We start from the raw sequence: 20,043 nt of genomic DNA, 5'->3' as shown, positions 1-20,043 counted from the left end.
CATACAGGAAGGATTTTGCATATGTTCAATCAACCAACGGCTTTACGTTCGGTACTCAGTCCGGCTTATCTGGAGTGGGCCTTGCACGAACATTACGATATTGGAACGTGGAAAGAATGCATATTTTGGCTGCGAGGACTGAATGACACTTATCGTGTACGGACAAGTACAGGGTTATATATACTGCGTATTTATCGTACCGAGGTGACGGAAGCGGATGTTCGTTATGAATTGAGTGTGCTGACTGCGCTTAAAGCAGGATTGGGTACGAGCGAACACACGAAGATTGGAGATTTTATCACGGCAAAGGATCAGACCGGTTACATCATGCTGGACGCAGCGGAAGGAAAGCGGGCAGCTGTCATGTTTCATTATATTGAGGGGATAGAAAATAATCTGCAGGATGAGGAATCCTGCTATGCTTTTGGTCAGTCTGCTGCTGAGCTGCACAAGGCTATGGATCAGATCAAGCTGGAACCCGTACTGGAATGGAGAACAAACCGTCCAAGGTTCGAACTGGATACGAAGTTTCTTATCGATGAGTCCTTGGAACGAATCCTTCGGTACACGAGTGAGCATCATGAGGAATCAGCATTTTTGCAGACATTTGCCTCTGTCTTAAAAGAGAAGATTCTGACCGTCTCCAGCACAGGGCTGGATTATGGTTTGTGCCACGGTGATATGCATGGAAACAACAATGTGTTTCAGCAGCAGGATCAGTTCACTCATTATGACTTCGAGTGGGCTGCTCCGGGGTGGCGTGCGTATGACTTGGCTCAAGTGAAAGTTCGAAAACGGCAATCAGGTGATCCTGAGCAGAAGCAACGGCTGTGGGATGCGCTGATGAAAGGATATCGTTCGGTTCGTAACTTCTCAGATGCAGATGAGCAGGCGATAGACCTGTTTATTACTGCCCGTCGGTTCTGGGTGATGGGTCTGGATGCGGCCTTTATCGAGAGTGATATGGGTGCACTGGATTATGGTGCAGACTGGCTGAATGATTTTATTGAGGAGTTTCGGGGTACAGGTATCGTCAAATAAAAATCAACAATCAAAAAACGAGTATGCAGACATGTCGTCTGCATACTCGTTTTTGATATAGAACATGATAACAGCGATCAATGTCCCTTATACTGCCGGATCTGTCAACCGGATGACTGGGAAGCAGCGGCAGCTGCTGAAGCTGCCGCTGCCGCGGTCATAGCAGCTTGCTGGGCGATGATCATGTTAGTAATCGTTGTTGACATGGCTGTTGGGAGTACCTCTCTGCGCAGATTCTCTACATGCTCAAGGATTGTCAGTGCAGAGGAGAACAGCAGCAGCTCCTGCTTGTGAATGGACCAAGGGCCGAACCCCTTCTGGGATCGTAACCAGTCATAGGTATCCACTACCTCATCTGTCAGCTTCTCCGGATCAGAAGGTAATAGGGTCAGAAGTCCAAGAGAGGGCAGGGTGTATGTTTTGTCCATCCGAAGTTTCCTTGCACGGAAAGTATCTCTTAACGTCATGATCCGAGCGTTGACCTCCGGATCATTGCTGCCCATAACGAGTACCTGCGTTAAAGATTGCAAGTGGTTACCCGCCGAAAAGGTTGATTTCAAGTCTTGGTAGAAACGTTCCATGCGTACTATTGTGGAATCCGGTTCCAAGTCAGAAAGAGCTAACATTGCTGTGAAAATATAATCGTCCCTTCCTGTTAGGATCGGATGCTCTGTTTTCATCTGGTCATAGAAGGTTTTGGCCCGCTGTACCGCATGCTGAAATTGTTCAGGCGGAGCCTGAGCAGCAATCTGATAGGCCGCCATCACCAAGTATTCGGAATTGCGAAACTTGATATCTTTCATCAGATCATAAACTTGAAGCATATGCTGCAGCCTTGTCAGCCCATCATTAGTCAGAGAAAGCATGGCTGCGATGCTGAAGGAAGAAAAACCTCTAAATGTAGAAAATCGTTTGGTGTTTTGCTTGATCAATTCGTTGCTATGACGGATCGCTTCCACGTCCACGGTTTTATTCTCCGCGGCGTAGAGTAAAGCGACTATACGCTGCATCATCGTATGCTGATATTTGAATGGTTTCTTGATGATCTCTGTATTAGAAACGAATAATTCGACTCTTTCGGTGTGCATACTGCATACCTCCCCATGAGAAATTTGTTTACAACAGCATAAGGAATAGTAAGTGAATCAGAGCAATCAACCCCATCGGATAGATCAAAGATCTGGAGAACCTGTTTTTGAATTCGTTCTGAGGATGCTTTTCGAAAACGCATTAAAAACAATACGCCATTCCTGCTGAAAAGTTCCAGTAACGGGGCGGCTGCTTACTTCCTCACATTCCATATTGTATTTCTGCGGCACATCTCGTACAATTTGATGAAGCAATTCTGCATTGCGTTAATGTGAATGATCTGAAGTGGATGAAAAAAGGAAGCTGTTTATTAGAAAAGGGGAGAATCGTTTGGAATCAAAAGAACTATCGAGAGGGCTGAAGCCACGCCATGTTGAGCTGATTGCGCTCGGCGGTACAATTGGTGTGGGGTTATTCATGGGATCGGCCAGTACGATCAAATGGGCAGGTCCATCCGTACTGCTGGCCTATTTAATGGCTGGTATCATTATCTTTTTTGTTATGCGTATTATGGGAGAGATGTTGATCCAGGAACCGGTAACGGGTTCGTTTGCGACATTTGCCCACAAATATATCGGACCGCTTGCCGGATTTCTCACGGCCTGGAGTTACTGGTTTCTGTGGGTTACGGTGGGTATGGCAGAAGTTACGGCAATCGGAATTTACGTGGGATACTGGTTTCCGGATATTCCGCAGTGGCTGCCGGCGCTTGCGGGTGTGCTCATCATTGCAGCAGCGAATTTAGCGGCGGTCAAGTTCTATGGAGAATTTGAATTCTGGTTTGCCATGATTAAAGTGACTGCGATCGTGGCGATGATTGTCATCGGAACAGGTCTTATTTTCTTCGGATGGGGGAATGGCGGGCAGCCAATCGGTTTGTCCAATCTAATTAACCATGGGGGCTTCTTTCCCGGAGGAATCAAAGGTTTCCTGTTTGCGCTGTGTATCGTAACGGCCGCTTATCAAGGGGTAGAGATGGTGGGGATTACGGCTGGGGAAGCCGAAAACCCGAAGTACACGCTGCGCAAAGCGATCAAAAATATCGTGTGGCGGATACTCATATTCTACGTAGGTGCAATTTTTGTTATCGTTACGCTGTATCCATGGAATGAGGTAGGCGAGACGGGCAGCCCATTCGTGCTGACCTTTGCCAAAGTTGGTATTGTGGCAGCTGCGGGGATTATTAACTTCGTCGTGCTGACAGCGGCAATGTCGGGATGCAACAGCGGGATCTACAGTGCCGGGCGGATGCTGTACACGCTGGCAGAGAACGGGCAGGCGCCTGCCTTTTTCAAAAAGCTGTCCAAAGGCGGGGTTCCCCGCAACAGTATCGTGGTGACCATCTCGCTGCTCCTGATTGGCGTGATATTGAATTATCTGATGCCTGATTCGAAGCTGTTCCTATACATCTACAGTGCGAGTGTACTGCCGGGGATGGTGCCTTGGTTTGCACTGGCGTTCAGTCAGTTCCGTTTCAGAAAGCGCTGGGGCCAGGAACTGGCGGAGCATAACTTCAAGTCCAAATGGTTCCCGATCAGCAATTACATCATTATTGTGTATCTGATCCTGGTTATCATCGGTATGGCCTTTAACCCGGATACACGGCTGCCGCTGATCGTTGGTGCGGCGTTTATGGGGGTTGTAGTGGTTGGTTACTACGTATTTGGTATAGGCGGTCGCGAGAAAGCAAACGATCAAAAATAATAAAAAATAACGGCAAATTAAAATTCAAAAAGAATTGTCCGTTATCATAGAGTGGAATACCGCGTGTATGGCGGTAGTGATGCACTCCTTGAACATATGAGGCGACCTGAGAAGAGTCCAATATGTTTAAGGTGTGTTTTTTTTGCAGTTTAAAGGACAGGCATCTCGGTTACAAAGGAAAGAGTGAACCTTTACACAAATGAAATTCACAACACATAAATACAAACCAAGGAGGAATTGAACATGGCGACGCAAGATCAGCATTCGATTCAAGATCCAACGACACAATATCCGAAGGCAAACCCGGACTGGAAACAGCAGCAGGAAGAGCCGGGATTGCAGCGTGAGATGACTCCGGTTCCCGATTGTGGTGAAACAACGTATAAAGGCAGCGGGCGCCTTACAGGCCGCAAAGCGGTTGTTACCGGTGCAGATAGCGGGATTGGCCGTGCGGCGGCGATTGCTTATGCACGTGAAGGAGCAGACGTTGTACTCTCCTATCTGCCGGAGGAAGAAGCAGATGCTAAGGAAGTTGTGCAGCTGATTGAGGAAGCTGGCCGAAGAGCAATAGCTGTTCCAGGAGATCTGAAGGATGAGAAATACTGCGAACAACTAATTGAAACTGCGGTCAAAGAACTGGGCGGGATTGATATTCTCGCGAACGTGGCAGGCAAACAGCAGTTTGTTGAGCAGATCGAAGATCTAACGACAGAACAATTCGACGCTACGTTCAAAACGAATGTATATTCCATGTTCTGGCTTAACAAAGCAGCAGTCAAACATATGAAAGCGGGCGGCTCAATCATCAACACATCTTCCATTCAGGCATACAGCCCGTCTCCAATTCTGTTGGACTATGCAACGACTAAAGCATCAATTAACACATTCAGCAAGGCACTCGCCCAGCAGGTTGGCAGCAGAGGTATTCGTGTGAATGTTGTGGCACCGGGGCCGGTATGGACACCGCTGCAGGTTGTCGGTGGACAGCCTGTAGAGAAGCTGGCCGAATTTGGTAACAATACCCCGCTGGGACGAGCAGGGCAACCTGTAGAGATGGCTCCGGCTTACGTATTTCTGGCAAGTCAGGAATCCAGCTATGTGAGCGGAGAGACCTTGAATGCCAATGGCGGTACGGTTAGTCCGTAATGAGGAATTGAATCGTAAGAACCTGTTATGAAAGGTCGCGTCCTCTCGATGCATTTGCGTTCTTCAGGTTATATAAAGAGACGGGATAAAGCAGAAGTGCGCTGCTTTATCCCGTCTTTACGTTTTATTTCTCTTCCGGCTTTGTTTCCAGCATCACATAGCTTCCCAGGGTGGCGAGCTGCGCGTGATCCAGCAGGGCTTCGTTCACTGCAGTTAGCGCTTCACCTGCAGCTGTCATCAGTTCATCGGAGTCAACAGGGGAGGCAAAGCGAAGAATGACAGAAGTCTCCCCTTTTTTCAAATGCGTTTCGGCCTTGTTCTTGTATTCGCTAATCGAATTAACTTCAAGATCATTCTGCACATAATAATCACTAGCATCACTTTCACCTTTGAACTGATCCAGCTCGGTGTCCAGCCAGTAGTCTTTATCTGCTACCGTTTTCTGACTTTCGGCTGTCTCATCATTAGCGTTATACAGGAAATAAGGAATGCCGGAGTTGGTCTGATTATTGGTTGCATCCACGTGTAACCAATCATTTCCGATTTTGACTTTGTTCCATGCATGAGGTACACCGCTGGAGGTGCCGGTGACAACGATGCTTTCCAATCCAGATAAGTCCGAGAGCAGCTTATATACGGATGCATAACTTGCGCATACACCTATACCCTTGACGAGAATACCGTAGGTGGTAAAGGAGTCATTGAATTGTGCATCCACTTGTTTGAAATTGTTCTGCTCTGCACTTTTCAGTGCTGCGTCATCATATTTTGCATTGTCGTTCAGATAATCATAGATGGCTTTGCGCTTCTCATCATCGCTCATGCCCTGTTTAATAATTGAAGCAGTAACTTCCTTTGCTTTGGCGATAATTTCATTCTGTTTTCTCTGAATATCTCCAGCCGATTCATTGTAATGAACCGAGAGGGTAAGCGTGCCATAATTGTATTCGAATCCTTCTACGCCAAGAATGAGCGGATTCTGGTACATTACCTTCAAGACGACATCCGAGAGAGTGGTGAAATTCTGGGCTTCAGGAAAAGCTTTTAGCGAGATGCTGTCCTGAGCAGCAATCATGTTTTTAGCGAGAACCTCTTCCAGCGCAGAATCTGCATTAATAAAATCCTCACCGGCAGCCGGCTCAGGCACGATCTCCTGGTTACCCTGTTCCACGTTCTGCTCAGTGTTTGACTTTTGCTCATCGACAAGGTTCTCCTGAGAATCTACATCTGGAGCGGCTGTCTCATTGGAAGATACACTTGGATCGTTATTGTTCTTGACCGCAGCATCTGATGAGTCGTTATTTTCTTCGGCTGCTGGTGGTGTGTCATTGTTGTTAATAATGGTAGGTACATCTGGTGCAGGTACATAAGGCGTGTTGTTTTTAGGCTCAACGAATCCGTTGCTGGAATCCGCCACACGCTGCTGGGTAAGTTTATCCAAATCTTCCTGGGTGACATTTTCTACACGTACGTAATTTTTAAGTGCCGTTCCCTTGACGTGAAATGGAATGATTGTTTCATTAAACGGTGAGATTTCTACATTAGCCGTATCGTAGACAAGCGTTTCACGGGCCAGAGAGCCATCATTGTACTCTACCGTTATTTTCTGAGGTAATTCGTTAATGTCTTTTAATTTGTCTCGATAAAAATCTTCTTTCATTGATGAAGGTAATTGCGATGCCAGTGGAGCTGTGGCAACTCCATTACTAAAATTGGATTCTTTACCTTCCCCGATGGCGGTAACGTAGTATTCTCCCTGAATGCCGAAATTTTGCTTCGTTGTAACGATATCATTATAAATACCAAGGCCTCCACGCCCATCTTTCATAAAATCATTAAAGGTTGTTTCGGTTGTCGTTGCGATAACCAAAGGATTACTTTCACTATAAGCATTTTCCGCACCTTGAAGAGGGAGATTGTTTGGATCGAAAATTCTACTTCGATCGATGCGTTTATATATCTTATATTGGCTTGCCCCTTCAACTTTGTCCCATACTAGGGCTAACCGTCTGTCTTTATCGATCTCGTATCTAAGTTTAGGTACCGGCAGCTCAGACTTTACTGTAAACGGTATAATTATGGGTTTATCAAGTAAAGTAAGCTTATCCGCATCCGGATCATAGTTCAGACGAATATAATAGATTGGAGCGCCGCCCCAACTGCTATCTAAAGTTTTTTCCATGGATTCAGAACTTAACACACCCCAGCCCAGCGGTTTAATCGATACGCTCTCTCCATTTATTTCTGGAAGAGCATAAACTTTACTTGCTTTAAGTCCTTTGATATCGGTATGTACGGAAATAATATCATCTGAAGACAAGCTTGAATTTCTCAAATCTGCTTTAAACTTAAACGTAAATTCTTCATTCTGGGCTACGTTGTACATAGGCATGATGGATTTGTCGGATGCTGTGCCGTATTTTTCTTTTAGGCTTAAAATGCTGGATCCCTGTTTCGTTTCGCCTGATATGTTATCGGATGGGCTGCTCTCCTGATCATTACTCTGGCAGCCGGCGAGCAGCAGGGTAAGTGCAAACATCATAAAAAATAGTCGTTTCATGGTACACCGCTTTCTTATTTTTCTGGGTAAAACTCGTTATCAAACCTCTAATCTTTCAAACCTCCTATTAATTACCTAATATTCATTGCTAGTGTATGGTCACAACGACTTATTGTCAAGGATAGTGATCCAGGTGTTTGGTCCTATGGACTGGAAAGGTAGATCAACATTTTTAATATAGGAGTAGGATAAAACGGCCTTTTTTTAAAATCAGAGAGACCGTTCCAGCTGTGCCGATTACGCTGCATGATGGAGCATTATTATGTGAATTTTTTAACGCGATACCAATAAGAATATGCATCGGTATATCCCAGCTTTGCGTATAAGCGCCGTGCGGGAGCGTTTTCTGCCACCACTTGCAGATAGCTTGAAACTGCACCTTGGCTTTTTCCCCAATGCAGCAGATGCAGAATCATCTGTTCTGCCAGGCCGCGGCTGCGGTATGCCGGGTCTGTAATGATATCATGCAGTCCGATAATCTGCCGCTCCACAACACCAAGTCCACAGGCCACTACGAGGCCATCAACCGAGAGGCGAATGAATGCGGTATGTGCACGAATATTCAAGAGCATCTGTGTCATCGTTTCGCGGAACTGTCCACTGACAGAATTCAAACGGCAAAAATGATGCAGCCATTCATCAGTCAGCTGCTCGTCAATGTGAATGTCCACGGGCTTTGGTGTGTTTAGATCCTCCAGATTTCGAAGCTGTACGAGGGTGCGATCTACAACGACGTAACCCTTATCCTGCAGGAGCTGATCCAGTTCTCCCGGCTGAACAAATGGTGTAATTTTAAAAACAGTATTTAATTGGCTGGACCTATACATTTCTTCACATACCCGGATTTTTTCGTGCACATCCAGAGACGAAGAGTAGATCGCTTGGACCGAGTTGGCTCGTTTCGAATATCCATTGGCAAATCGCAGCACCCAACCGTCATAAAATGAGGTTGATAAAGGCTGCCAGTGATTGAGTGTTAATTCTTCAATGTGCCGATGCGTGTGCTTTTCTGAATACATATGGTTCATCCTTTCAATGTAATGTTTCTAAAGACAGTATGATTTCAATAGAATAATATTACATATTTTTGCATAAATATTCAATAAATTTGTACAGATATCCAACATTTGAATATTGGGTTACAATCTGTAGGACAAGCAAACAACTCAATTTGCAGAAATGGAGTACATCATGTTTACGATTAATATCCAGGGACAAATGATTACATGTCATATTGAATTCGGTAAACGAAAAAAAGCCTCGATAACAATGGAGCTCCCCTATATGGTCACCATTAAGGCACCGAACGGCACAAGCGAGGAATTGATTCGGCAGCTGGTTATACAGCATGGTGAGGAGATTATACACAAGTCGGCTCGAATGCAGCAGGTGCTGGACGGCCCTCAGGCCAAGGAATATGAAAAAGAGGGAAAGGGGGCATTCCTGCTCTTTGGCAGGACTTATGCGCTGCAGGACTTGATCCCGGTAGAAGGATATACCGAAGAGGAGCTGCGGGCAAATCTGAAAAAGTTTTATTTTGCCGAGTGTAAACGCATGATTGGACAGCGGATTGTACGTTATCAACAGGAGCTGAAGGTGAAGCCCAAGTCAATCGACATTGTGGACTCTCCCACAAAATGGGGCAGCTGCAGCTGGGACAAAAAACTGACCTTTAATTACCGCCTCGCCATGGCACCGCCGGAAGTGATCGATTACGTCATCATCCATGAATTGTGTCATATTCACCACATGAACCATGACCGCTCCTTCTGGCGGCGGGTGGGCAGCATTATGCCGGATTACAAGGAAAAAGAAGATTATCTGATGCGCAACGGCCGAGCCATGACGCTGTAGACTACCTCACCTGCAGGCAGGCATTGGATAGACTCTGCAGGAAAAAAGCTGCTGCCTTTTCATGAAGATGAAGTACAATAGAGCCATTATTACGTGCCGCGAATCACAGAGCAGCCTGCGCGGCGAAAGGAGTGCAAGATGGATTATAACAGGCAGCATTCGGTGCTGGTCGATGAATATATCCATTCTTTTTCGGCAGATGTGCAGCTGAAATTGCAGCGGATGCGGGAACTTATTCGTGAGGCAGCCCCACTTGTAGAAGAGAAGATCAGTTATAAAATGCCTACCTATGCGCAGCATGGGAATCTGGTTCATTTTGCCGCATATACGAAACATATCGGATTTTATCCTGCACCCAGCGGTATTCTGGCATTCAAAGAACAGCTCTCCAGGTTCAAAGGAGCGAAGGGGTCCGTCCAGTTTCCGCTAGATGAGCCGCTCCCGGAAGAATTAATCCGCCAGATCGTTGAGTATCGGGTGAAAGAGAATGTGGAAAGGAGTCAGAGATGAATAAAGCTTTAATTGTACTTGATGTGCAGCACGGATTAACGAGTCTAAGAGATGTATCAGCGACATTGGAAAAGATTGAATCGGTCATACATGTCTTTGAGAAGATGAACTGGCCTGTGGTGTTTATAAAACATGTTGATGAGCATCAGGAAGAGTCCTCACTCTATCGCGGCAAAACCGAGAACCTGGAAATTGTTGTGGATACCAGACAATATCCTGTTCTGGTGAAGAATAAACCAAGTGCCTTCAGTAATAGTGAACTGAAAAGATGGCTGCTTGATCAGCAGGTTGAGCATGTATTCATTACGGGTTTTAATATGGAATATTGTTGTCTGTTTACGGCAATAACTGCCGAACATGAGGGATTCAACGTAACCTTGATTGAAGATGCAGCGGGCACGGTCAATACAGCAGATACGTATGAAATGGAGGGGCTGGACATCCCGGATTTTATCGGCTCCATTCTGAACTGGTCGGGATGCATTGAAGTACTGTATACGGATGAGTTTATGGATAAGTTTGTTCAAAATTCTTGATTCAAGGATGCGGTTGATCTAAGAAGAAACAGCCCGGTGAAATCACCCGGCTGTTTTTTTGCACTTTGAATCTGATTACGTTGATCTTAACTATTAATATATTATCGTCTGTTTCGCTGCTTTTGCTCAGTCCAGATTCAGGTCAAAATCCGGCCTGCACATATATTCAATGGGGTACAGGTCATCTCGGGCTGAGATCAGCGCACGGAAATGAAGGTATCGATGGTTCGGCTGCTCTACAACCCCACCCGCACGAAAAGGAATGAGCTCGGCCACAACGAACACGTCCTCGGCATTCGTACATCGGAAGATAACATTGTCGGGGTTGATGACTTCTTCCATATAACTATAGGTCATCACGTGAAAGGGCCGCCCGCGCCAAAGAGTCTGGATTACCCGGTACGATTGGGTCCGGATCAGGTTCAAATAACGCTCAAGCGTGAAGGTATGCTCAAACTGCGTGATATACCCTTTTTTATCGACATCGATAGTAAACTCCACATCATAGCTCTCGTGGAACTCTTCCTGATATGTACCTGTCATCATCTTCATTGTATCAAAGTGTAATCCAAAGTCCGGGTCGATTATATAGGGGATCACAATGAGTTCCGGGTCAACATGTGCTGTAATTTGACTTGTTGGATTGGGTTCAGTGGGTCTCAGATCAATAGAACCGATCATACTTCCCGGAAAACCGGGGCTCCAGCTTATACGCATAGTCATCTCCTTTAAGGGTAGTCTTTAATTAAACGGAGGTGAAGCGGGAAAGTTTCACCAACATGATCTTCCCAAGCGTTCTTCTGATTCTGTAGATGTAATGATATTTTACCTATCAGACCTTTCGCCGTCGTGAAGTATTTTCTTAATTTGTGCAGGCCTCTATAATCGTGCTACTCTTTCAATAGAGTTACGATAAATGATGTAATGACGTACACATGAATTAGGGGGCTTGTGATGTTATCCACTAAAGTCATTGAACACTGCCGCTTGAACGGCTGGTGGCATGAAGATGTCCCGGCTGAGTACGAGGAAGCGCTGCGCAAACTGGATGTTGATCTGAACTCGGATTTTGCACAGTTCTACCTGCATGCTGAGGATGGGCCAACGTTTTACAGTCGAAACCAGGAATTGTATCAGATCTGCTGGGTCATCGAAAATACGGTATACCTTCAGGATATGCATATATCGCAGCTCACACTCGGACTGCCTGAGGCTTACATTCCCCTGGACAGCTTTGAAGGAGAAGGTGGGTTTTTCTATAATCGCCAGACGGGCGAGGTTGTGCTGGTTGAATTAGGGGAGTCAATCGAGCTTTTCCTGAATGGTGAGAGCAAGCCGCAATGGGCAGATTTCAGTGCATTCCTGGAGTGGTACTTCGTACTAACTTAAAGACCTTACAATAGGATGTTGGATGTATAAAACAAAAGGGTACTCGGTTTGTCATACAGGCTAAAGAAGTACTCTTTTGTTGTCCGAATGATATTAACGCTGACTCATCGGAGTCGTCACACTGAACACATTCCGGAAAACGGCACAAAAAAAACGAGCCCGCCTGGCTCGCCTTCTTCGTAATACCTATACAGATGCAGCCGTCTTCGCATGAGACTTGACCGTTACCTGAAACAAATGCTAGTCGGATATGTTGCGTGTGTAGTACTCAATGATATCTTTACGACGAATGATTCCGAGAAAGACACGATCTATATCCACCACAGGTACAAAGTTTTGGTCTGCCGCAAGTGTCAGCATATCCTCCATCTCTGCTTCGATGTACACGCATTCATTATAGATGCGATTGCTGATCTCCTGCACCTGCACCTGATCCATGTTATCAAATGTCAATCCGGGGGTATTACGCATTTTCCATAACAGATCACCTTCGGATAGAGTAGCAACATATTTTCCATCCGGATCAATTACAGGAATGGCGGTGTAGTGGTGCGATTCCAGCTGCTCAATAGCATCTTTCATGGAAGCGGTAGACTTGATATAGGCCACTTCGGCTTTTGGGAGTAAAAAATAGCTGATTTCCATCATCGGGCTCCTTTTCAACCTTTTGCATCGCAAAAAGCTGTAGTATGTAATTCACTATTCTTATTTAAACATATTATGCGAGGCAAAGGCTATTTTTAATGACAAATTCATCAGATTTGTTACATTGTGTAATTGGCGCTGGAAATCTATAGTATAGAGTAGAGGTGATGTGACATGAAATCCAAACGTAAATTATTATACGGATTGCTGCCCATCCTGTTTGCAGGCGGCATCGGAATGTATCTTTATATGCAGAATAACAAAACAGAGGAAGCCAAGCCCCAGCCGATTGTGAATCAGTACATAGAGCATCTGCAAAAGAAAGAGTTTGACCAGCTGTATTCATTAATGTCACCTGATTCATTAACCGAGGCAGGCATGACCAAGGAACAATTTGTCGAGAAGTACAATGCCATCTATTCGGGGATGCAGGTGTCTGCCGTTAAGGCCGAACTGGAGCCGGCGCAGTCGTCAGAGGCCGCAGCCGGGACAGATCCTGACAATCAAGCAGCAGAAACTGAAAATAAAACCGATACACAGGAGGGATTAAACACCACGGAAAATGAAAAGGGTAAGGACCAGGCACAGCAGGCAGCAGATAGCTCGGACTTATACCAGGCCGATTATAAAGTGCAGCTGACAACGTTTCTGGGCGAAGTTAGCGAAACGCATACGTTACAGCTGGTTAGACGAGAGCTTGAGGATGGGAGCAGCATCTGGCAGATTAACTGGCAGCCTTCCCTGATCCTGAGTGATATGGTGAAGGGAAGCAAAGTTCGGGTGAAAACGCTGTTCCCGAATCGAGGGGATATTGTAGATCGTGACGGACTGCCGCTGGCCACTGAAGGCACTATGAATGAGTGGGGGATCGTTCCCGAGAAGCTGGGAGAGAATCCGGAACAAATGATTGCACGTATCGCGGATCATTATAAGGTATCGGTAGAAACAATTCAGAAGGCACTTGGTCAGACATGGGTGAAACCTGAATTTTTTGTTCCGATGGGCTCCACAGAGGAATTTGATGTACCAGATTCACTCAGTGGAGTTGCCCTGCAAAGTAAGGAAATCCGTTATTACCCCCTGGGTGAAGCAGCTGCACATCTGATTGGATATGTGCGTAAGGCTACCAAAGAAGATCTGGACAAAGATACGGAAGGGTATTACCGTGCGGAGGACTGGATCGGTAAAGCGGGGCTGGAGCAGTCCATGGAGAAACAGCTGCGCGGAGAACGCGGGGGTTTGATTGAGATTACGGATGAAGCGGGCAATACCCGCTCCGAAATTATACGTAAGGAGGCGGTGGATGGCAGGGATGTGCAGCTGACGATCAGCTCTGCGCAGCAGAAAAAGCTGTATCAAACGCTCTCTGGCGGCGGGGACGCCGGGGCCATGGTGATGATGAATCCGAAGGACGGGAACCTGCTTGCTCTGGTTAGTGCGCCTTCCTACAATCCGAATAAAATGGTTACCGGTCTGACTCAGGCAGAGTGGGATGCCTATTCGGCAAACGAGAAACTGCCTTTTATCAATCGAGTAACGACACGATATGCCCCGGGGTCCACCTTTAAAGCAATTACTGCAGCGGCAGGACTGATGGAGAAGGTGACAACTGCGGATAAAACCCATGACATTTCCGGTTTGCAGTGGCGGAAGGACGACAGCTGGGGTGGATACTATGTCAAACGAGTGAAAAGCCTTACCCCTGTCAGCATGGTCGATGCTCTGGTATATTCGGACAATATTTATTTTGCGATGGAAGCCATTGAGATGGGGAGCACGAAGTTTATCGAGGGGATTCAAAAATTCGGGTTTGGTACTAACCTCGGTTTGGATGAGCTGTATTTGAAGCCAAGCCAGTACGCGAACGAGGCACACAAGGATTTGTCCTCCGAAGTGCTTCTGGCGGATACTTCCTACGGACAAGGTGAGATGTTAATGTCGCCTATTCATCTTGCTGCTGCCTTCACACCCTTTGTGAATGAAGGCAAGCTGGTGAAACCTGTTCTGATTGTTGGAAAAGAAACCTCTGCTCCTGAGGTGATCATTACACCGGAAGTGGCTAATACCGTTACAGACGCGCTAAAACAAGTGGTTTCTCGCCAAGGAGGTACGGCACATACACTCAGTTCAATCACGGGTGGTCTTGCAGGCAAAACAGGAACCGCGGAATTGAAGGCGAAGAAAGGGGAGAAAGGTCAGGAAAATGGCTTTTTCGTCACCTATGATACCGAATCGCCATCATTTCTGCTGGCGGCAGTGATTGAAGAGGTTAACGGTCGTGGCGGCAGTCACTATGTGGTAGACCGTTTGAAGCCGTTTCTGGAGAAGCTGCAGATCGAGCCGTAACCGCAGCGTGAAGAAAGGTACGGAAGAAAGATACGCTGAACTCGTTCATTAAGTCGATCATATCCATCATATCAGGACGAAATCAAATAAACGCGTTCTTGGCGGAATCCACACGGGTTCACCAAGGCGCGTTTTTATGTCAAACTCATTATTTCAGATCAATTCATATCATAATTTCAGTCCGTCGATTCTTTTATTTTCGAGCTGTAATCATGAACCGTGCCGAGTTGGTACGAATACCTTTCTCGTCCCGGTTGTCCTGTACGAATTGCTCGAAAATCTCCTGATCGGATGCGAGCTCTCCGAAATGAGGAACTATGGGTGTGTGCGTCAGCAGAAATAAAAGATCTTCCGGTGCAGCATAATGCTCGGTGATATTATATTCGCGAACTTCGATTTGCTGGAAACCGGCTTGTTTTAGCTCCATTTTGTACCGTTCCAGCAGCGTCCCGGGTTCAATGCCGAAATGCTGTCCGCGTCCAAAAGCCTGGGCTATATTAACTTTATCGTACTCGCTGACCTGTTGGGTCAGAAAGACGCCATCCTCTGCGATAACTCTGTACACTTCCGAGGCTTTGAATGCAGAATGTCTGCAGGATACAACATTGAAGAATTGATCGGGGAACTGTAAGTGATCTGCATCCATCTGCACGAAGCGTACATTGGGGCAGTTCGCTTTCTTCTCCAAATTTCGCCGTGCTGTCTCGATCATGCCTTGAGCCAGATCAATGCCAACAAGCAGATGAGCGTGATTGACAATGGAGAGCACCGCTTCGCCTCCACCCGTACCAATGTCCAGCAGCAGGTCGGATGGTTGTGTGCTTCGGATAACCTCATCATACAAGTTCCAGCCTAAGGGTTCAGAGATGACCTTCATCGTACTGAAATCCCAGCCATTTAGCTGACCTACACGTTCATAAAATGCATTGTAATCCCACTGTTTTGTCATTATAAAATCTTCCTCCAATATATGATGTTGTGATCAGGAATTGTTGTCGCATGTTATCGTTCTTGTACACATCGAACGGACTCAAATGGACAGACCTGCCCCTTGGCAGCTGGTACGCGTTTTGATCCAGCCCGACAATTAATTACTTCGAACGATTGGGAACGACATCCCTTTCACCTCACATGCTTGGAATAGCATCATTATACCGAATTGAGAGCGTATACGCGAGACAGTAATTTGGAGTGGGATCTATTCCGGAAATCCGAGGTGAGCACTAGTGGCTGTATCGCGTCCAAAAGAAGCGATCAGTGCTGCTCATTAAGAAATATCGTATTTTAGGTCAGGAATATATGGTGCGATTTACCTTTTTGCTATATGATAAATGTCGATTCACCCCGAGTTTCCGCAGTACATATTCTAAAAGTGGATATCAGGGCTGTGGAAGAACAAAGAACAACAAACCGATAACCAATGGAATCATACATACGTTTTAAATGGAGGGATCGAGGTGTATTGTCACATATGTGGGACGAAAAATAGCCCGGAGAATGACAAATGTCAAAAATGCGGGACTCCGTTGAAGCAGAGCAGCTCCACGGAGGAACAGATCTGGTCTAACCGAACTGGACTGGAACCGCGCAATGCATCAGCAGTCGGAACGGGAAATAAACACAAGAGCAGTCCGTTCTTATGGGTGATCCCGCTGCTGCTTGCAGCGATCATGGGCGGTCTGTTGACGTATTATTATAATCAGGAAAATCGTATTAATGCTCACGTGAAGAAACTGCATCTTGAGGCGGAGCAGGCCGCACTGGCTGGGAAATATGCCGAGGCATTAGAGCTGCTGGATAAAGCTCTCGTTCAAAGACCGAATGTGGGGGCGTTTGCTCAGGACCGGCAGATTACGGCGAAAGCTTACAATCTATTACATCAGATGGACGAAGCCGCCAAATTATTGAAAACAGGCAGGTTGTCGGAAGCAGACAAAATTATTCAAACGGCCGCCAAAACATTAAATGAACAGCAGGAGCCTGTGTTTGAGAAAGCGAGAGCAGCCTTAAATAATCGCAAGGTAACTCTAGCTGTTCTTAAGGTGAAAAAGGAGATTGATCAGCTAACCACCGTTCAGGCACTGGCTGACAAACTCAAAGCAATAGCAGGCCTCAGCGGCAAAGAAGCCGAAACTGTGAAGCAGCAGATTATGGATAAGCTTGCAGGAATCAGCTACAAGCAGGCAGAGCAGATGGTGAAGAAGCGTGATTTTACAGCAGCACTGCAAACGGTGGACAACGGATTATCTTATGTGCCCGATGACCAGAAACTGGCCAAATTCCGGGATGAAGTGCTGCGCGAGAAAAAGGCATTTGAAGAGGCGGAAAAAGAACGTATCCGGCTTGCAGAACAGCAGGCGGCTGAAGAAGACCTTCGAAATCAAACGAGTTCCGTATTTATAACGGATTTATCTGCCGAACTGGATGATTACGGTGACCTGCATATCCGTGGATCAATCGTCAATCAGGGGACACGTCCAATATCATCCGTATCATTAATCATTAATGTTAATTCTTCTACTGGTGATTATATCGGTGAAACAGATGCTTATGTGTATCCGGATATAATGGATGTAGGAGAAGAAGGTTATTTTGAAACATCTTATTACGGGGTGTATGAAGCAGCAGAAGTGACGGTTACGAACGCAGCATGGTATGTGGAGTAGGAGGACGATCAGAATGAGTAAACGTATATGGGGAACGATTATCTCCAGTGCAGTTATCATTGGCGCAGGTGCTGGTGGTGTGTTCTGGGTTCACCAGCATGCAGCGGATGAGCTGGCGATCGCACCCAAATTAGCCGTTGTCTCCTCTAAAGAGGCGGGCAAGCCAAAAGCAAAGACAGCTTCAAATACAGCCGACAAGAAAACGCGTAAACAGATTATTGAAGATAGCCAGAAAAAAGTGGTTACGATTGAAAGCAGTGACGGTCTGGGCTCCGGCTTCTTATATAATAACAAAGGCGATGTAATCACCAATGCTCACGTGGTGGAGGGCTCCCGGGAAGTGACCATTCGTACTTTGGACCATCAGGAATATCGGGGCACAGTCATCGGCATCGGGGAAGAAACGGATGTGGCTGTGGTGAGAGTCCCGGATCTTGGGCAAATGGAACCTCTGCCCATCGCTTCCGCCAAAGCGGAGGTTGGTGATGAGATTTTAGCTCTGGGCAGTCCGCTGGGATTTGAAAATACGGTAACAACCGGCATCGTCAGCGGCCTGGATCGCAGTTTTGAAATATCGCCCTATATATATACGAATTTGTATCAGATTTCCGCTCCGATTACCAACGGAAACAGCGGAGGGCCGCTAATTAATGCGGAAACAGGAGAGGTGCTTGGCATTAATTCGACCGTCGTAAAACAGGAAGGCGGAATCGGGTTCAGCATCCCCATAAGCAGTGTGCTGCAGCAGGTGAAGCAGTGGTCCGAACGTTCATCTGATGCGAAAGCGGTGCAAACGGTTCGTGACTCCTCCTCGCAGACGTCATCCGATGCATTATCGGAAGCGGAGGCGCTGGTGGCTGCTTTTTACAACTACTTGAATATGAGTGATTACGTGTCTGCTTATGCTTTGCTCGGTAGTGATTGGCAGAGCGGCACAAGTTACGCCAAGTTCCGTGAAGGTTACGCGAACACCAGCTATGTGAGTCTGGAAAAAGTCACGTCCTCAAACCAAGATAGCGAGGGGATGGAAATAAGCGGTGTAATTGCTGCTGAGGAGCGCAGGGATGGAGAGTACGTAACGACCCAATATGATGTAACGTATCAGATCGGTTACGAGAATGGTCAACTGAAGATACTGCATGGACAGGGGAAAAAGAAGAAATAATAGTCTGATCCGTAAGTGATCAATCATAATTAATGAAAGGTCAGGTCAAATGGATTAGCCATTTGGCCTGATGCGAGTAATTAAATAAGAAGGGAGGACTCGCAGGAATGTGGGTTCTCCTTTTTAATATTGCGGATCAGACATATATTTGATAAAATACAGAACGAATGTTCAGTATATAAGAACGGAGTGAAGAAAGTGAGTTTGAATAAAAAACAGCTCCAGTCCGAGCAGACCAAGAGAAAACTTGCGGATGCTTCCAAAGCCCTTTTTGTACAAAAAGGATATAAAGCAACTTCTATTGAGGACATCGTGGCGGCGACGGGCAGCAGCAAGGGAAACATATATTACCATTTTAAAAGCAAGGAAGGACTCTTCCTCTATCTCATTGATGAATGGGAACGGGAATGGGAGGCGAGCTGGACGGCAAAAGCGCATCTGTATCGCACTTCCACCGAGAAAATCTATGGCTTGGCAGAGCAGCTGATTATGGATGATATCAACCATCCTTTGACGAAAGCGGCCGATGAGTTCTTCACTGGAGCGCAAAAAGAGAATGATGTTGAAGAACGAATCGCTGTATTATTTGAGCGGCATATTCAATTTAACAAACAGCTGATTCAAGAAGGTATAGATCGTGGAGAGTTTCACGAGCAAAATGTGGATCATCTTGCACTCATTCTGGAAAGTACCATTATTGGACTCAGCCAAATGTCACGGAAGCTGGAGCCTGATGAGGCTCTAGCATTATACCGCCAGGCCGCCAATGTATTTTTGCACGGAATCGCCAAGGATAAACAGCATAATTAGACAACGATGGAGGATGGAGTTATGGCTTTACTAACACGAAACAGGGGCGCACTGCTGCTGTTGATGTTGAATATTTTTCTCGTATTTATGGGTATTGGTCTGGTTGTTCCGATCATGCCTGCTTACATGAACCTGCTTCATATTACCGGGTTCACGATGGGGCTTTTGTTTGCAGCGTTTTCTTTCACACAGTTTCTATTTTCTCCAGCTGCAGGCAGGTGGTCGGACCAATGGGGACGTAAAAAAATTATTATTTTCGGAATGCTGATCTTTGCGGTATCTGAATTTATGTTTGGCGCGGTGAATGTGCCTTATCTGCTCTTTGCAGCCCGGATGCTGGGTGGTATTGGTGCGGCGATGATTTTCCCGGCAGTTATGGCCTACACGGCTGATATAACGACCGAAGAAGAGCGGGGTAAAGGTATGGGGCTCATTAATGCAGCCATTACAACCGGTTTTATCATTGGTCCAGGAATCGGTGGTTACATTGCCGAGTTCGGCATACGGGTTCCTTTTTACGCGGCCGGGGTTGCCGGTTTGCTGGCAGCATTCCTTACACTTATCATTTTGCCTGAATCTGAA

The 20,043-nt window shown here is 46.3% G+C and carries 18 protein-coding genes and 1 pseudogene (1 of these 19 only partly in view); 12 read left to right on the top strand and 7 right to left on the bottom strand.

The genetic code is table 11. The features are described from left to right. Positions 1 to 21 precede the first annotated feature (21 nt). Positions 22 to 1,041, top strand: coding sequence for a phosphotransferase (locus tag ABXS70_RS21870; protein ID WP_342554292.1), 1,020 nt, complete (start codon positions 22 to 24; stop codon positions 1,039 to 1,041). Between the two features lie 104 nt (positions 1,042 to 1,145). On the opposite strand, the gene ABXS70_RS21865 is transcribed toward ABXS70_RS21870, so the two are convergent. Beyond that, the gene (locus tag ABXS70_RS21865; RefSeq protein ID WP_366290855.1) at positions 1,146 to 2,129 is read right to left on the bottom strand and encodes a DUF4003 family protein; all 984 of its coding nucleotides are present in this window, start codon (positions 2,127 to 2,129) and stop codon (positions 1,146 to 1,148) included. A gap of 28 nt (positions 2,130 to 2,157) precedes the next feature. Next, positions 2,158 to 2,256, bottom strand: a pseudogene (locus tag ABXS70_RS21860) (hypothetical protein); the annotation flags it as partial. A 204-nt stretch (positions 2,257 to 2,460) separates the two neighbouring features. Between ABXS70_RS21860 and ABXS70_RS21855 the strand changes: the two are divergent. Continuing rightward, positions 2,461 to 3,834, top strand: coding sequence for an amino acid permease (locus ABXS70_RS21855; RefSeq protein WP_342554294.1), 1,374 nt, complete (start codon positions 2,461 to 2,463; stop codon positions 3,832 to 3,834). Positions 3,835 to 4,077: 243 nt separating this feature from the next. Then, positions 4,078 to 4,980 (top strand): SDR family oxidoreductase, encoded by a 903-nt coding sequence (locus tag ABXS70_RS21850; RefSeq protein WP_366290852.1) that lies wholly within the window; start codon positions 4,078 to 4,080, stop codon positions 4,978 to 4,980. Between the two features lie 124 nt (positions 4,981 to 5,104). Here ABXS70_RS21850 and ABXS70_RS21845 read toward each other — a convergent pair whose 3' ends face one another. Continuing rightward, complete coding sequence (locus ABXS70_RS21845) at positions 5,105 to 7,540, bottom strand: transglutaminase domain-containing protein (RefSeq protein WP_366290849.1); 2,436 nt, start codon at positions 7,538 to 7,540, stop codon at positions 5,105 to 5,107. Positions 7,541 to 7,800: 260 nt separating this feature from the next. Next, positions 7,801 to 8,559: a GNAT family N-acetyltransferase gene (locus ABXS70_RS21840; protein WP_366290846.1), complete on the bottom strand. Its 759-nt coding sequence runs from the start codon at positions 8,557 to 8,559 to the stop codon at positions 7,801 to 7,803. Positions 8,560 to 8,731: 172 nt separating this feature from the next. Here ABXS70_RS21840 and ABXS70_RS21835 point away from each other — a divergent pair, with 172 nt between their 5' ends. From ABXS70_RS21835 to ABXS70_RS21825, 3 genes are all read left to right on the top strand, one after another. Beyond that, a complete protein-coding gene (locus tag ABXS70_RS21835) occupies positions 8,732 to 9,394 on the top strand; it encodes a SprT family zinc-dependent metalloprotease (protein WP_366290843.1) in 663 nt (220 codons plus the stop codon). A gap of 138 nt (positions 9,395 to 9,532) precedes the next feature. Continuing rightward, on the top strand, positions 9,533 to 9,904 hold the full coding sequence (locus ABXS70_RS21830; protein ID WP_366290840.1) for a DUF1801 domain-containing protein: 372 nt from the start codon (positions 9,533 to 9,535) through the stop codon (positions 9,902 to 9,904). After that, the gene (locus tag ABXS70_RS21825) at positions 9,901 to 10,440 is read left to right on the top strand and encodes an isochorismatase family protein (protein ID WP_366290838.1); all 540 of its coding nucleotides are present in this window, start codon (positions 9,901 to 9,903) and stop codon (positions 10,438 to 10,440) included. The genes ABXS70_RS21830 and ABXS70_RS21825 overlap by 4 nt, the downstream gene beginning before the upstream one ends. Positions 10,441 to 10,566: 126 nt before the next feature. Here the strand turns inward: ABXS70_RS21825 and ABXS70_RS21820 are convergent, their stop codons facing one another. Continuing rightward, on the bottom strand, positions 10,567 to 11,157 hold the full coding sequence (locus ABXS70_RS21820) for a hypothetical protein (RefSeq protein WP_366290835.1): 591 nt from the start codon (positions 11,155 to 11,157) through the stop codon (positions 10,567 to 10,569). A gap of 237 nt (positions 11,158 to 11,394) precedes the next feature. Here ABXS70_RS21820 and ABXS70_RS21815 point away from each other — a divergent pair, with 237 nt between their 5' ends. Then, on the top strand, positions 11,395 to 11,829 hold the full coding sequence (locus ABXS70_RS21815) for a hypothetical protein (protein ID WP_342554302.1): 435 nt from the start codon (positions 11,395 to 11,397) through the stop codon (positions 11,827 to 11,829). 240 nt (positions 11,830 to 12,069) lie between these two features. Here ABXS70_RS21815 and ABXS70_RS21810 read toward each other — a convergent pair whose 3' ends face one another. Further along, positions 12,070 to 12,474 carry a CBS domain-containing protein gene (locus ABXS70_RS21810; RefSeq protein ID WP_342556227.1) on the bottom strand — a complete coding sequence of 135 codons (405 nt, stop codon included), beginning with the start codon at positions 12,472 to 12,474 and terminating at the stop codon, positions 12,070 to 12,072. A 174-nt stretch (positions 12,475 to 12,648) separates the two neighbouring features. On the opposite strand from ABXS70_RS21810, the gene ABXS70_RS21805 reads away from it, so the two are divergent. Next, entirely contained in the window at positions 12,649 to 14,820 is a 2,172-nt protein-coding gene (locus ABXS70_RS21805; protein WP_342554303.1) for a penicillin-binding transpeptidase domain-containing protein, read from the top strand. A gap of 193 nt (positions 14,821 to 15,013) precedes the next feature. On the opposite strand, the gene ABXS70_RS21800 is transcribed toward ABXS70_RS21805, so the two are convergent. Continuing rightward, positions 15,014 to 15,769 (bottom strand): class I SAM-dependent methyltransferase, encoded by a 756-nt coding sequence (locus tag ABXS70_RS21800; protein ID WP_342554304.1) that lies wholly within the window; start codon positions 15,767 to 15,769, stop codon positions 15,014 to 15,016. Positions 15,770 to 16,346: 577 nt separating this feature from the next. Between ABXS70_RS21800 and ABXS70_RS21795 the strand changes: the two genes are divergently transcribed. The 4 genes from ABXS70_RS21795 to ABXS70_RS21780 all read left to right on the top strand — a co-directional run. After that, positions 16,347 to 17,486, top strand: a complete 1,140-nt coding sequence (locus ABXS70_RS21795) for a hypothetical protein (protein WP_366290831.1) — start codon at positions 16,347 to 16,349, stop codon at positions 17,484 to 17,486. Between the two features lie 13 nt (positions 17,487 to 17,499). Next, on the top strand, positions 17,500 to 18,651 hold the full coding sequence (locus ABXS70_RS21790) for a trypsin-like peptidase domain-containing protein (RefSeq protein ID WP_366290828.1): 1,152 nt from the start codon (positions 17,500 to 17,502) through the stop codon (positions 18,649 to 18,651). A 204-nt stretch (positions 18,652 to 18,855) separates the two neighbouring features. Then, entirely contained in the window at positions 18,856 to 19,461 is a 606-nt protein-coding gene (locus ABXS70_RS21785) for a TetR family transcriptional regulator C-terminal domain-containing protein (protein ID WP_342556228.1), read from the top strand. 21 nt (positions 19,462 to 19,482) lie between these two features. Then, positions 19,483 to 20,043 carry the beginning of an MFS transporter gene (locus ABXS70_RS21780; protein WP_342554307.1) on the top strand. Its footprint extends 660 nt past the window's final position, so 561 of the gene's 1,221 nt are visible here — the first part of the coding sequence; its start codon is at positions 19,483 to 19,485; its stop codon lies off the right edge, out of view.

Source organism: Paenibacillus sp. AN1007 (assembly GCF_040702995.1).
Lineage (GTDB): Bacteria > Bacillota > Bacilli > Paenibacillales > Paenibacillaceae > Paenibacillus.
This window is presented reverse-complemented; position numbering and strand designations above follow the sequence as displayed.

Bases quoted from the DNA above. Each gene is read 5' to 3' on its own strand.
- ABXS70_RS21845 (WP_366290849.1), bottom strand. From the start codon at position 7,540: ATGAAACGACTATTTTTTATGATGTTTGCACTTACCCTGCTGCTCGCC.
- ABXS70_RS21835 (WP_366290843.1), top strand. From the start codon at position 8,732: ATGTTTACGATTAATATCCAGGGACAAATGATTACATGTCATATTGAA.
- ABXS70_RS21830 (WP_366290840.1), top strand. From the start codon at position 9,533: ATGGATTATAACAGGCAGCATTCGGTGCTGGTCGATGAATATATCCAT.
- ABXS70_RS21820 (WP_366290835.1), bottom strand. From the start codon at position 11,157: ATGCGTATAAGCTGGAGCCCCGGTTTTCCGGGAAGTATGATCGGTTCT.
- ABXS70_RS21825 (WP_366290838.1), top strand. From the start codon at position 9,901: ATGAATAAAGCTTTAATTGTACTTGATGTGCAGCACGGATTAACGAGT.
- ABXS70_RS21790 (WP_366290828.1), top strand. From the start codon at position 17,500: ATGAGTAAACGTATATGGGGAACGATTATCTCCAGTGCAGTTATCATT.
- ABXS70_RS21800 (WP_342554304.1), bottom strand. From the start codon at position 15,769: ATGACAAAACAGTGGGATTACAATGCATTTTATGAACGTGTAGGTCAG.
- ABXS70_RS21810 (WP_342556227.1), bottom strand. From the start codon at position 12,474: ATGGAAATCAGCTATTTTTTACTCCCAAAAGCCGAAGTGGCCTATATC.
- ABXS70_RS21805 (WP_342554303.1), top strand. From the start codon at position 12,649: ATGAAATCCAAACGTAAATTATTATACGGATTGCTGCCCATCCTGTTT.
- ABXS70_RS21840 (WP_366290846.1), bottom strand. From the start codon at position 8,559: ATGTATTCAGAAAAGCACACGCATCGGCACATTGAAGAATTAACACTC.
- ABXS70_RS21870 (WP_342554292.1), top strand. From the start codon at position 22: ATGTTCAATCAACCAACGGCTTTACGTTCGGTACTCAGTCCGGCTTAT.
- ABXS70_RS21850 (WP_366290852.1), top strand. From the start codon at position 4,078: ATGGCGACGCAAGATCAGCATTCGATTCAAGATCCAACGACACAATAT.
- ABXS70_RS21815 (WP_342554302.1), top strand. From the start codon at position 11,395: ATGTTATCCACTAAAGTCATTGAACACTGCCGCTTGAACGGCTGGTGG.
- ABXS70_RS21865 (WP_366290855.1), bottom strand. From the start codon at position 2,129: ATGCACACCGAAAGAGTCGAATTATTCGTTTCTAATACAGAGATCATC.